This window comes from Citrobacter sp. ANG330, assembly GCF_047467925.1.
Classification (GTDB): domain Bacteria; phylum Pseudomonadota; class Gammaproteobacteria; order Enterobacterales; family Enterobacteriaceae; genus Citrobacter_A; species Citrobacter_A amalonaticus_G.
Genome location: NZ_JASJUI010000017.1, coordinates 19,175 through 32,494, shown reverse-complemented (window position 1 = coordinate 32,494; position 13,320 = coordinate 19,175). Strand labels below are relative to the sequence as shown.

The window sequence follows — 13,320 nt, the reverse complement described above, 5'->3', positions numbered from 1 at the left end:
GACCTTTTCAACCTGAACGAGATTACTGTGAGAAGGATTGCCTTTGGCCAGCGGCGAAGGGCGGTGCGATGTCAGGATGTTAATGGAGCCGCCGTGATCGACCTTATCGCCAAACATATCGGCTTTCAGCCAAGCCCCCTGACCGATAGCGGTGACGCCGGGCAGGATGCGCGGGGTCACTTTGGCAGGGATCAGCATTTGTCCGTTGTTGTTAAACACTCGGACGGTGTCGCCGTGCTGAATTCCACGGGACCTGGCATCGATTGGGTTAATCCAGATCTCCTGTGGGCAAGCCTGTTGCAGAACGTCGATGTTGCCATAGCTGGAGTGGGTACGCGCTTTGTAGTGGAAGCCGGTAAGCTGCAGCGGGTACGTTTTGCGGATTGGATCGTCCCAGCCGTCAAAACCGGGCGCATAGGCGGGAAGAGGATGGATGACCTCATCTTTCTTCAGTTCCCAGGTCTCGGCGATGGCGGCGAGTCGCGCAGAGTAAATTTCAATTTTCCCTGACGGCGTTTTCAGCGGATTAGCACTGGGATCTTCACGGAAGGCGCGGAAGGCGACGTAATGTTCTTCAGGACATTTTTTCTTAAAGATGCCGGTTTGCTTCATCTCTTCGTAATCCGGCATTTCCGGATTGCGCTCTTTGGTTTTCGCATGCAGGTATTTCACCCATTCATGCTGCGAGCGTCCTTCGGTGAAAGTCTGGTAGACGTCCGGGCCGAGTCGGCGGGCGATTTCACTTAACATCCAGTAGATAGGCTTTCTTTCAAACTTCGCGGAGGTGGCGGGCTGACCGAGGATCACATAGCCCATATTGCCAGCGGATTCGTGGGAAATCAGATCCTCCTGCTCGGTCGGCATTAAATCCGGCAGCAGAATGTCACAGTACTTCGCCGATGCCGTCATGAAATGTTCGATGCCGACAATCATTTCGCACTTGCTGTCATCCTGCAGCACGTCATGCGTGTGGGCGATATTGCCATGCTGGTTAATCAGCGTATTACTGGCGTAGCACCACATGAATTTGATCGGAACATCCAGTTTCTCTTTGCCCCGAACACCGTCGCGGGTCGCTGTCATCTCGGTGCCGTGATCGATAGCGTCGGTCCAGGTGAACACGGAAATTTGCGTTTTAACCGGGTTATCGAGCATCGAAAACCACTCTACGCCGAGATCCCAGGTGCCTTCACGCACGCCTGAGTTGCCGCCGTTGATGCCAACGTTGCCGGTGAGCACCGACAGCATGGCGATCGCCCGGGCGGTTTGCTCGCCGTTAGAGTGGCGCTGAGGTCCCCACCCCTGGCAGATATAGGCCGGTTTTGCCGAGCCAATTTCACGGGCCAGCTGGATGATTTTGTCCGCCGGAATACTGGTGATGCGGGATGCCCATTCCGGGGTTTTGGCAATACCATCTGGCCCGTCGCCAAGAATATAGGCTTTATAGTGGGCGTTACGCGGCGCGTCGGCAGGCAGGGTGGTTTCATCGTAGCCGACGCAATATTTATCCAGAAATGGCTTATCGACTAAATCTTCATTAATCAGCACCCAGGCGATACCTGCGGCCAGCGCAGCATCCGTCCCAGGGCGGATGGGCAGCCACTCGTCTTCGCGTCCGGCCGCGGTGTCGTTATAGCGCGGATCGATGACGATCATTCGCGCATTTGAACGTTCTCGCGCCTGCTCGACGTAGTAAGTGACGCCCCCGCCGCTCATGCGGGTTTCCGCGGGGTTATTACCAAACATCACCACCAGTTTACTGTTGGCGATATCGTCCGGGCTGTTGCCGTCGTTGCTGCCAAACATATAGCTCATGGCTGCGCTGATTTGCGCGGTGCTGTAACTGCCGTAACGGCTAAGGTAGCCGCCGCAGGAATTCATCAGCCGATAAGGGACGTTGGAGTTGGTAATATTTCCGCCGTCAACGCCGGTACCGTACAGCACGTGGACCGCTTCGTTACCGTAATCTTTCAGGATCCGCTTCAGGTTGTCGCCAATAGTATCCAGCGCTTCATCCCAGGAGATACGCTCAAATTTCCCTTCGCCGCGTTTGCCGACGCGTTTCATCGGGTATTTCAGACGGTCCGGATGATTCATACGTCGCCGTATTGAGCGACCGCGCAGGCAGGCGCGAACCTGGTGATTGCCGTACTCGTCATTGCCGGTGGTGTCAGATTCAACCCAGTAAACGACGTCATCTTTGACGTGCAAACGCAGCAAACAACGACTGCCGCAGTTGACGGTACAGGAACTCCAGACCGCTTTTTCTTCGACCGGCAAGGGCGCAATGCCTTCTGCAGCGCGGGCGATTCGTGTGAAAGGAAGGGTGAAAGCGCTACTGGCAAGCGCAAGGCTGCCAATAGCGGATGATTTCACCAGACTACGGCGGCTGATACCGGCCGTCATTAACGCCTCAGGCGTGGTGATTTTCATGGTTGCTCACTTTGCTAATGTCAAAAATTGACCAGGTTACGTCCCTGTTTTTAGGAACCGTCATTTATTTTTCTTTATTAATCAGAGTGGTGTGGAAGACACTGCACAGATGCAGTACCTTCGAACAGCGTGCTGTATATGATTGTCTATAGCGATATCAGAGACAGGCGAAACAGGGAGGTATTTTACCCCTTAATGATTAGGGGGTATTAATCCATATCAAAGTGAGGGGACCCCCTCCGTTGCCGGAGGGAGAAAAACAGAGGGAATTATTGCGGCTCGCCAGGGGCGCCATCCTGAGAAGGCGTGGTGCTGGAAGGGGCATTACCACTGCTGGTTCGGGTGTAGAGAATTTTATGTGTGTCGTTGGCGCAGTGTCCAACAACCTGTGAATCCGGTTGGTCTGCCTGATCGTTTGGCACGATACTCAGGGTGAAATTGGCCTCCGGCACGCCGTTATTGATGATGCGCTGTTCAATATCACTCCTGACACGTTCGCAGGAGTCGGGGGCGGCAAAAACCAGCGGGGAGGCGATCAGCAGAACGCCTGCCAGTATTCCTCGGGATAATTTCATCATCAGCTCCATTGTTGAGATGCTCAAAATAAGCATAGCATTGTCAGTGTAAGCTATTGTCATGGCGGGCAACTCGTTGAAGAATCTGAAAGCGTACGCTTGCCCAAACGCAAAAACCCCGACATCATCGGGGTTTGGGTGAAATCCCTGTGTTGCCACGGGAGAGGGATCAGAAGCTGTATTTCAGCCCTAACATACCTTGCGTATCGCTGTAGCCGTTATCACCAACCTGTTGCGCGACGTTACCCCACAGGGTGACGTTTTTCGTCAACTGGCCTTCAACACCGGCTTTCAGTTCGCCAATATTACGGCTGCCTTTCACGTCGTTGTTAATGTCATCCATCTGCACGCTGTAATTCTGCGTATTGTGGATCCAGTTGACTTCCACAAACGGCTGGAAGGTGCGGCCTTTCCCGTCATCCATGGCGTTATGCCCCTGCAGGTAAGCCTTCACGCCAAGACGCGTTTGCAGGTTACCGTCGGTTTTATCGACCACCCGGGTGCCGTTTTTCTCAACGTGCGTATCGGCCTGCACGTCCATCCAGGTCACCTGCGCTTTAGGCTGAATATACAGCGCGTTGCGCTCGCTGAATTCGGCCAGTTTCCAGGTGTAGCCCGTTTCAACAGAAGCGGTGATGCCGTCTGAGTCATATTTCTCAGATGCCAGTCCCTGTCCGGACACGGTGTTGTCAAACCAGTTGTAGAGTACCCAGCCATCGACGTAAGCTCCGGTTTTATCGGCGTCGTTGGCATACCAGGTGCCGTACAGACCAGCGCTGTAGCCGCTGATTTCCCCGCGTGAGCTGTATCCGGTCAGGCTGGAGTGACTGCGGCTCTTGCTGTTGGCGTAACCGGCCATCAGACCCAGATGCCAGCGATCCAGACTGTCGGTGCTCCACTGGGCGAGGTCGCCGCCCAGTTGCATCACGTAGCGGTTGCTCTGGGTGCTGATCTGCCCGGAACCGTCCTTGAAGCGGTTATGTCCGCCGATATGGCGCATCCACAGGCTGGTAACTTTCTGTTCGCCGGTGAACGCATCGGTGTACTGGGTTTCGCCCAGACGATCGTGCAGACGGGTAGTGAACAGCGTGTTGGCGGCAAGGGTGTTCGCCAGATAGCTGCCGGTTTCCGGGCGATACTGATGTTCACCTTCTGGGGCGACAGGCGGTTGTGGAACGGGCTGTTCTGGTGTTTCCGGTGAAGCGGGTGCGGGCTCATCCGGCGGTAATGGTTCCGGGATGGCCTCGCTGGTCAGATGCCAGTTCTGATTGTTTTTCTTGATAATGTTGTAGTCATAGGCGCCCGCGACGATACGACCTTCTTTGACAAAGGTCCCGTCAGAGGCACCTTCGACTTCCACAATAGGTATACCTTCGACCGTCTGCGATCCGCTGCCGCCGGCGTTGGTGACGCTGACACGCGTAGTGCCGCTGGTGTCACCACGAACCACCAGCTTATCGGTCGCCGAAAGGTCATCACCCAGTACGGTACGCAAGGCTAACAGACCGTTATTACCCGCATAATTGCCATTGATGGTCAATGTGGTCGGGGTAAAGACGGCTTTCAGCCGTGACGGGGAGGAGAGCGTCGTTGTACCTGCCAGTTCCAGCGAGTTCAGGGTCTGCGAATGACCATTGAGGTCCAGACTGGCACCGTCGCTGACGAGGTAATCAGACGCGGCACTAAACGTATTTTCTGCGCCTGCGCGCAGCGTCCCTCTGGAGACAAGCGTGTTACCGCTGTAGGTATTGGCGCCGGTCAGTGTGGTTACGCCTGAGCCGACGTGGTTGACTTCACCATTACCGTATATTCGTGATGCCAGCACAAAGTCCTGACTGGAGTGGTTAAAGTTGAGAATGGCAGTGCTGAGACCGCTGTTATTCATCAGATAAATTCGCGACGCCTCAACGTTACCCGCCGCCTGTTCGGCTTCACCCTGCGCGCCGCCGATATTTAAAATACCGGTACTGCCGTTGCCATAGGCGAGACGGATCAACGTACCGGACTTAATGGTTGCCCCATTGCTGACGGTCAGGATCCCTTTCGCGGTGTTATTCTCTGTAGAGTACCCACCCAGGTTGATGGCCGCTGCGACATCCAGAGTGGAACCCGCGCCGTCGACCAGCGTTTCGCCAAAACCGTTTTGGACAGAGTTATCCGTCACGCCGACGTAGCCAATACTGATATGATTCGTCGTTGAGAGCCGGCCACCATGAGTAATAAATAACTTACCGTGTCCCTGGTCACCCACTACGGTCCAGCTGGTGTCAATTGAAGAGTTAGCGCCGTCAATGGTGACCTCTCCTTTGCCGTCCGCGTAAGATTCGCCAATGCGTAAATCATCCAGTCCGGAGATTTTACTGCCATTAAGCACATTCAGCGTACCGGAGCCATTATCTCCTCCGAGCTGAATATGCCAGTTATTACTTTGCCAGGTTGCGCCATTGGTTAAGGTGACAGTACCTGTCCCAGACCTACCAATTGAAGCGCCATCGGTAACGATGATGTCCCGACCATCAATCATCAGTGTGCCGACTCCCGAATTCCCGACGCTTATCGCACGAACCTGATTCCAGTTATCACCTGTATTTTCGGTTGATGAAAGAGTGAGGGAATCATTATCATTGATAATGATGTCGCTCGTTATGTCAGTCGGAGGGGTAATAGCTAACAGATTGATATTATCCGCATTCGCGGCGGCGGTTTGTACTGCCAGTGCCACAGCGATTGCGAGCATGGATTTTGGGTGGTGCAACTTTTTAATATTCATAATTGTCTCTTCCATAAGAGAGTGCCTGGTGTTGAAAACAACATTTCATACTTGAAAAACAATCTCTTAATGCTTTTATAGAATGCGATATAATGTGTGAAAATACACTTTATTTATCTAAAGCGTATTTTATTTGCATCATTAAAAATAACGAAATGGTTTTATCTTCTAATTATTATGACCTTTAATAGGTTTTATCTATTTAATATAATGCCAGTTTTCTTATATAAGGTCTTATATGTTTTTTTTACAAGTAATGTCTCTTATTAAGGCCATTTAAAATATTAGGAATCGTACAAATAATTATCCTTATACAATGAGATAATGGATAGGCAGGATGAGTTATTTTCATTGCCAAGGGAATGGCTCATCGGCTATTCATTTGGCGGGTAATCATTACTTAAATGAAGCGAGGCGTATTTTTTAGGAATACTGCAAAAACCTGAAACACATTAGTTTGATCTTGATCAATTAGCATGAGTGGAAACCGTGATGTATGGTCACGTTCTGCCCATGAATCTGGCGCTTTTGCGCAGGTATACAGTAAACGACCGTCTTTGCTACTATGACTGGATCTCATCCTTTACTTATGGGGAACCTGTGAAAAAACAGACATTTCTTTTCGCGCTTGGCGTTGCGCTGGTGGGATGTGACAACAGCACCGCGCCGCTCTCCTTTACGCCGGAAATGGCCAGTTTTTCTAATGAATTTGACTTTGATCCCTTGCGCGGACCGGTAAAAGACTTCAGTCAGACCTTACTTAATGAAAAGGGTGAAGTGGCGAAACGCGTCAACGGAACATTGTCTGAGGAAGGCTGTTTTGACTCGCTGGAATTGCACGATCTTGAAAACAATACCGCCGTGGCGCTGGTGCTGGATGCGAACTATTATCGCGATGCCGAAACGCTGGAGAAGAAGGTACGGTTACAGGGGAAATGCCAGCTTGCGGAACTGCCTTCGGCGGGCGTCGTCTGGGATACCGATGATAATGGCTTTGTCGTTGCGGCAACGGGTAAAGAGATGAAAGTTCAGTATCGCTATGATGCAGAAGGGTATCCGCTTGGCAAAACCACGATCAGTAAGGACCAGACGTTATCCGTCAGCGCAAAACCCTCAACGGATCCACGTAAGAAACTGGATTATACGGCGGTAAGTTTGCTTAACAATCACCCTTTGGGGAACGTTAAACAGACCTGTGATTATGACCGTCATGCCAATCCCACGGATTGTACGCTGGTGATCGTCGATGAAAGCGTCAAACCCGCGGTCGAGCACAACTACACGATCAAAAATACCATCGATTACTATTGAGAAGACCGCGCAGCGATTACTGCGCGGTAGGTTTTAACATCGCCGAACCGGGCGAGCGATGCTCTGCCAGGTACTGATGCTGGAAGATACACATCCGGATCGTGTTGCGGTATTCCCCGTTAATAAAGAACTCATGAATCAGTTCGCCTTCGACCATAAAGCCCAGCTTACGGTAGATATGGATCGCTTTTTCGTTCTCTTTATCAACGATGAGGTACAGCTTATAGAGGTTAAGTACGGTAAATCCGTAATCCATCGCCAGACGGGCGGCACGTGAGGCGAGACCCTTTCCCTGATATTCCGGGGAAATAATGATCTGAAATTCAGCCCGACGGTGGACATGATTGATTTCAACCAGTTCGACCAGACCGGCTTTTTCACCTTCACATTCCACGACGAAACGACGTTCGCTCTGGTCGTGAATGTGCTTATCGTAGAGATCGGACAACTCGACAAACGCTTCGTAAGGCTCTTCAAACCAGTAGCGCATGACGCTGGCATTGTTATCGAGTTGATGGACAAAACGTAAATCTTCACGCTCCAGCGGACGCAGCTTTACACTGAGGGCGCTTGTCATACCAAATCCTTAAGTCTCTTTAACGCTTTATATCAAGGGGCAATCACGCGACCGGTGCGACGATCCAGACAGCGCAGGGTGTTCGGTTCCCAGTATGCGTTCAGGTTGGCGCTCTGTTCGCAGCTGTCGCGGTTGTCAAAGGCCGCATCGGCTTTATCCCACTCTTTTTCCGCGCGTTTGTTCACTTTCTGGCGCAGACTACGCGTGTCATCCCACTGTTCTTTTTGCATGGCTGCCTGTTGACGGCTCAGGGCGCTGTCACCCGATTCGATCACCAGTCGGCTGGTCTCAGCCTGCGCGGTCGCGGTGTAGACGACAGCACTCAGCAGCAGCAAAGCTGTCTGGCACAGACGTTTGCGAAGCGTAATGTTCATGGCAAGTTCCTTTTATGAGCGACGCAAAAAGCATCATTAACAGGCAAATTCTACACCATTCCTCGTACAGGGCATACCCGCCGGAAGGTTATGGATAAGAACGGGTGATTATGGCGTATTATGCCTGAACCTCAGGTCAATGAATGAATCAGATGATCAAAACCACGTTACTCTTTTTTGCCACCGCGCTGTGCGAAATCATCGGCTGTTTTCTTCCCTGGCTCTGGCTGAAGCGGGGGGCCACCGTCTGGTTGCTGTTACCCGCCGGCGTTGCGCTGGCGCTGTTCGTCTGGCTGCTGACGTTGCATCCTGCCGCCAGTGGTCGGGTGTATGCCGCTTATGGTGGCGTTTATGTTTGTACCGCTCTGATCTGGCTGCGCGTCGTGGATGGCGTAAAACTCAGCCTGTATGACTGGAGCGGGGCGCTCATCGCACTTTGCGGAATGCTGATTATTGTGGCGGGATGGGGGCGCGGGTAAGCGTTTTGCGTAACGGAAGGTTCCCGGTGGCGCATTGCGTGGTTTTACTCGCATAGCGCTTCCTTTATTCTTTTTTAAATCAATAAAATAGTTCACTTTAGCTTTTATTCGCTGGCTTCTCTTCGTCTTTTCCCCTGAAACGTCTTCCTGTTATAACCCGCAATTTTTTGTGATCAAGATTGAAAAACAGTCTGTTTATACTTGTATGGTAGTATGTGAATTGCGTAGATTCTCATCATCACCACACGGAACCAGGAAGAAAAAATGAAGATTGTAGGGGCTGAGGTTTTTGTCACCTGTCCGGGGCGTAACTTTGTCACACTGAAGATTACGACCGAAGACGGCATCACCGGTCTGGGAGACGCCACGCTTAATGGACGTGAACTGTCCGTTGTGTCGTACCTGAAAGATCATCTTTGCCCACAGTTGATCGGTCGCGATGCGCACCGCATCGAAGATATCTGGCAGTTCTTTTATAAAGGCGCGTACTGGCGTCGCGGCCCGGTAACCATGTCCGCTATCTCCGCGGTCGATATGGCGCTGTGGGATATCAAGGCCAAAGCCGCCAATATGCCGCTTTATCAGTTGCTGGGTGGCGCATCGCGTGAAGGGGTGATGGTTTACTGTCACACCACCGGTCACACCGTGGATGATGTGCTGGAAGACTATGCGCGCCATAAAGAGATGGGCTTCAAAGCCATCCGCGTTCAGTGCGGCGTACCGGGGATGAAAACCACTTACGGGATGGCGAAGGGAAAAGGGCAGGCTTATGAACCCGCCACCAAAGGACTGTGGCCGGAAGAGCAACTGTGGTCCACAGAGAAATATCTTGATTTCACTCCGACGCTTTTCGAAGCGGTGCGCAATACGTTCGGCTTTAACGAACATCTGCTGCACGACATGCACCACCGGCTGACGCCCATTGAAGCGGCACGCTTTGGTAAAAGCGTTGAAGATTATCGTCTTTTCTGGATGGAGGACCCGACGCCTGCCGAGAATCAGGAGTGCTTCCGTCTGATTCGCCAGCATACGGTGACCCCGATTGCCGTCGGTGAAGTCTTCAACAGCATCTGGGACTGCAAGCAGCTGATTGAAGAACAGCTCATCGATTATATCCGCACCACGATCACCCACGCGGGTGGGATCACTGGCATGCGTCGCATCGCCGATTTCGCCTCCCTTTACCAGGTGCGTACAGGGTCACACGGTCCGTCCGACCTCTCGCCGGTGTGTATGGCCGCTGCGCTGCATTTTGACCTGTGGGTACCGAACTTTGGCGTTCAGGAATACATGGGCTATTCCGAACAGATGCTGGAAGTATTCCCGCACAACTGGACCTTTGACAACGGCTATATGCATCCGGGCGAGAAGCCGGGACTGGGTATTGAGTTCGATGAAAAACTGGCGGCGAAATATCCCTATGACCCCGCCTGTTTGCCGGTTGCCCGGCTTGAAGATGGCACCTTGTGGAACTGGTAAGTTAACATTTATACGACACGGATGTTGTTCACCTCTGAACCAACGAAGGTAATTATTTATGGTTAGTTCCGTTGATATTAAAAATGATGTTGATAGCAAACCTGTAGTGCGTCGTGTTGCTTCTGCTTCAGCGATTGGTACTGCAGCCGAATACTATGACTTTTTTGCCTATGGCACTGCGGCGGTGCTGTTTTTTGGACACTTATTCTTCCCCAGCGACGATCCGCTAATCAGTACGCTGGCGGCATTTGCCACCTATGCCGTGGGCTTCCTGGCAAGGCCACTGGGCGGCATTGTCTTTGGACATATCGGCGATAAAGTGGGGCGTAAAAAAGCGCTGGTTATCACGATACTGATCGTCGGGCTCGGGACATTCTGCATTGGCTTGTTGCCGACGTACGAAAAAATCGGAGTCTGGGCACCTGTCCTGTTGATTTTTATTCGTGTCCTCCAGGGGTTTGGTGTCGGGGGTGAACAGGCCGGGGCGGTATTGATGACGGCCGAATATGCAGAACCGAAACGTCGGGGATTCTTTGCCAGTTGGGTGCAAATTGGTGCGCCGGTTGGCTTCCTGCTACCGATGGCGCTGTTTGCGCTGCTCAATGCCACATTATCGCCGGAAGCGATGATGGATTACGGCTGGCGTATTCCGTTCCTGCTCAGTCTGCTGCTGGTGATTGTTGGCCTGTTTATTCGCCTGAGAATCGATGAGTCTCCGGTTTTTGCTCAGATTCGCGAGACAAAAGCGGAAGAATCCCGCCCATTGATTGAAGTTGTCCGCGACTTCCCGGGCATCGTGGTGAAAGGCGTCTGCGCGAAATTGATTGAAGCCTGTACCTTCGCGATGTTCACGGTGATCGTCCTGGCGTATGGCAAAGCTAATAATCTGGATGCCAATATCTTAATGGAAACCATGATTATTGCGGTGGTAATCGAAGTTCTCGCGATACCGATGATGGGCGCGCTCTGCGACAAAATTGGTCGTAAGCCGGTGTATATCATGGGCGCGATGATCCAGGTCATTATGATCATTCCGTTCTTCCTTGCCATTAATCAGGATAGTTTCTGGTTAACGCAACTGGTGATGATTATCGTCATTAGCTTTGGTCACAGCATGTGCTATGCGCCACAGGCGTCGTTCTTCCCGGAACTGTTCCCGACGCACATTCGTTGTAGCGGCATCGCTTTAATCTGGCAATTAGGCTCTCTGATTGGTAGCGGCGTGCTGGGGCTGGTAGCGGTGAAGATTCTGCAGGTCACCGGTGGACATTACTATGGGTTAGCAAGCTATGTGATTGTCCTGGGAGTCGTTTCCATTATTGGTCTGCTCATGATGCCGGAAACCGCGCCTGTGCGACTCAAGCGTGAATATCAGGAGTGGCATAAGCACGATTAAGAGAACAATACCCTAATGGCTGCAGGGAGGCAGCCAGCGCTCAGCCCAGGGCTCGATCCCTGGGCGTCAGGCTCAGAAATCGCATCCTGTCACATAACTTTTAAATGATGTTATACCAATTAGCGAAACATTAATTCAAATCAAAACATACAACCATACAGGCGTTACTCTGGGACCGTCCTGATTCCATTCAAAGTAGGTCATACAATGCAAAACAAGCTCTTAACGGCAAACGCGACGCTTCCTGACTACGATCGCAGCCGACTGATCCCGCGTATTGTTCATCTTGGTTTTGGTGCTTTCCACCGGGCGCACCAGGGCGTGTATACCGATATTCTGGCGGCAGAGCACAACAGCGACTGGGGATACTGCGAAGTGAACCTGATCGGCGGCGAACAGCAGATAGCCGATCTCAAACAGCAGGATAATCTCTATACCGTGGCGGAAATGTCCGCGGATGCCTGGACGGCAAGGGTCGTGGGCGTGGTGAAAAAAGCGCTGCATGCTCAGGTCGACGGGCTGGAGAGTGTGCTGGCAGCGATGTGTGAACCGCAGGTTGCCATTGTTTCCCTGACGATTACGGAGAAAGGGTATTGCCATTCCCCGGCGACCGGACAACTGATGCTGGATCACCCGATGATCGCAGCCGATCTGCAAAACCCGCATCAGCCGAAATCTGCGCCTGGCGTAGTGGTGGAAGCGCTGGCGCGTCGTAAGGCGGCGGGCTTAGCGGCTTTCACGGTGATGTCCTGCGACAACATGCCGGAGAACGGTCACGTGATGCGTAACGTGGTCACCGCCTATGCGCGCGCTGTGGATGCTGAACTGGCCGCCTGGATCGAACAGAATGTGACGTTCCCGTCGACGATGGTTGACCGTATCGTTCCGGCCGTTACCGCCGACACGCTGGATAAAATTGAAAAACTGACCGGTGTACGCGATCCGGCGGGAGTGGCGTGTGAGCCGTTCCGTCAGTGGGTGATTGAAGATAACTTTGTTGCCGGTCGCCCTGAGTGGGAAAAAGCGGGGGCAGAACTGGTCTCTGACGTGATCCCCTTTGAAGAGATGAAATTGCGGATGCTCAACGGCAGCCACTCATTTCTCGCGTATCTGGGCTATCTTGCGGGTTATCAGCACATCAATGACTGTATGGGCGATGAGAACTATCGCGTTGCAGCCCGGGCGCTGATGCTCAACGAGCAGGCGCCAACGCTGAAAGTGCAGGGTGTGGATCTGACGCGTTATGCCGATCTGCTGATCGAACGCTACAGCAACCCGGCGCTGCGTCACCGCACCTGGCAGATTGCGATGGACGGGAGCCAGAAATTGCCTCAGCGGATGCTGGATTCAGTGCGCTGGCATCTGACCCACAACAGCCGTTTCGATTTGCTGGCGCTGGGCGTGGCGGGCTGGATGCGCTATGTCGGCGGCATGGACGAGCAGGGGAGTGCCATTGAAGTGAACGATCCGCTGTTGCCGGTTATCCAACAGGCGGTGCAAAACAGTGCGGAAGGTGAAAGCCGCGTTGAAGCATTGCTGGGTATTGATGCGATCTTTGGGAGCGAACTGCCGAAGGTGGCATTGTTCACGCAGGCGGTGAAAGAGGCGTATCAGACATTGCTGGCGGAAGGGGCGAAAGCTACCGTGGCTAAATATGCGGCGAAAGTGAAGTAACGCGTTCAGGACTGCCGGATAATCAGGCATTATCCGGCACTCACACCATTAGTTCATGCCGAGACGAATCAATTCTACCGGGGCAAATTTGCCTTCACAGCCTTCCACTTCAACTGTTTTTTCACGACGAATTTGCGCTGCATCCAGGCCTTCAGTCTCAATGGCTTTGATGCGACCGGTATGGCCGGTGCCACTGATCATCACGCGGCTGCCTGTGGTGATTGCGTTACGGTTACGATCGTATGTCATCAT

Annotated in this window: 11 protein-coding genes; 5 read left to right on the top strand and 6 right to left on the bottom strand. The window is 52.6% G+C overall.

The features are described from left to right. The 3 genes from ynfF to QNN88_RS22335 all read right to left on the bottom strand — a co-directional run. Positions 1-2,433 (bottom strand): selenate/tellurate reductase subunit YnfF (gene ynfF, locus QNN88_RS22345; RefSeq protein WP_414242100.1); only part of this gene is annotated, 2,433 nt, incomplete at its 3' end. A 269-nt stretch (positions 2,434-2,702) separates the two neighbouring features. Further along, a complete protein-coding gene (locus tag QNN88_RS22340; RefSeq protein ID WP_414242101.1) occupies positions 2,703-3,008 on the bottom strand; it encodes a DUF1161 domain-containing protein in 306 nt (101 codons plus the stop codon). A 169-nt stretch (positions 3,009-3,177) separates the two neighbouring features. After that, a complete protein-coding gene (locus QNN88_RS22335) occupies positions 3,178-5,778 on the bottom strand; it encodes an autotransporter outer membrane beta-barrel domain-containing protein (RefSeq protein WP_414242099.1) in 2,601 nt (866 codons plus the stop codon). Positions 5,779-6,378: 600 nt separating this feature from the next. Between QNN88_RS22335 and QNN88_RS22330 the strand changes: the two genes are divergently transcribed. Then, positions 6,379-7,089, top strand: coding sequence for a YnfC family lipoprotein (locus QNN88_RS22330; protein WP_414242098.1), 711 nt, complete (start codon positions 6,379-6,381; stop codon positions 7,087-7,089). A gap of 16 nt (positions 7,090-7,105) precedes the next feature. Here the strand turns inward: QNN88_RS22330 and speG are convergent, their stop codons facing one another. Together speG and QNN88_RS22320 are read right to left on the bottom strand one after the other, a co-directional pair. Then, on the bottom strand, positions 7,106-7,666 hold the full coding sequence (speG, locus tag QNN88_RS22325) for a spermidine N1-acetyltransferase (protein WP_414242097.1): 561 nt from the start codon (positions 7,664-7,666) through the stop codon (positions 7,106-7,108). 32 nt (positions 7,667-7,698) lie between these two features. Then, the gene (locus tag QNN88_RS22320; RefSeq protein ID WP_414242096.1) at positions 7,699-8,040 is read right to left on the bottom strand and encodes a DUF1283 family protein; all 342 of its coding nucleotides are present in this window, start codon (positions 8,038-8,040) and stop codon (positions 7,699-7,701) included. A 152-nt stretch (positions 8,041-8,192) separates the two neighbouring features. Between QNN88_RS22320 and QNN88_RS22315 the strand changes: the two genes are divergently transcribed. The 4 genes from QNN88_RS22315 to QNN88_RS22300 all read left to right on the top strand — a co-directional run bounded on the left by QNN88_RS22315 (position 8,193) and on the right by QNN88_RS22300 (position 13,068). Beyond that, positions 8,193-8,519, top strand: a complete 327-nt coding sequence (locus QNN88_RS22315; RefSeq protein ID WP_042319138.1) for a YnfA family protein — start codon at positions 8,193-8,195, stop codon at positions 8,517-8,519. Positions 8,520-8,783: 264 nt separating this feature from the next. Beyond that, positions 8,784-9,998, top strand: a complete 1,215-nt coding sequence (rspA, locus tag QNN88_RS22310) for a starvation-sensing protein RspA (protein WP_414242095.1) — start codon at positions 8,784-8,786, stop codon at positions 9,996-9,998. Positions 9,999-10,056: 58 nt separating this feature from the next. Beyond that, entirely contained in the window at positions 10,057-11,394 is a 1,338-nt protein-coding gene (locus QNN88_RS22305) for an MFS transporter (RefSeq protein ID WP_414242094.1), read from the top strand. Positions 11,395-11,601: 207 nt separating this feature from the next. Beyond that, a complete protein-coding gene (locus QNN88_RS22300; RefSeq protein WP_414242093.1) occupies positions 11,602-13,068 on the top strand; it encodes a mannitol dehydrogenase family protein in 1,467 nt (488 codons plus the stop codon). Between the two features lie 48 nt (positions 13,069-13,116). On the opposite strand, the gene ydfZ is transcribed toward QNN88_RS22300, so the two are convergent. Next, positions 13,117-13,320, bottom strand: coding sequence for a putative selenium delivery protein YdfZ (ydfZ, locus tag QNN88_RS22295; protein WP_042319125.1), 204 nt, complete (start codon positions 13,318-13,320; stop codon positions 13,117-13,119).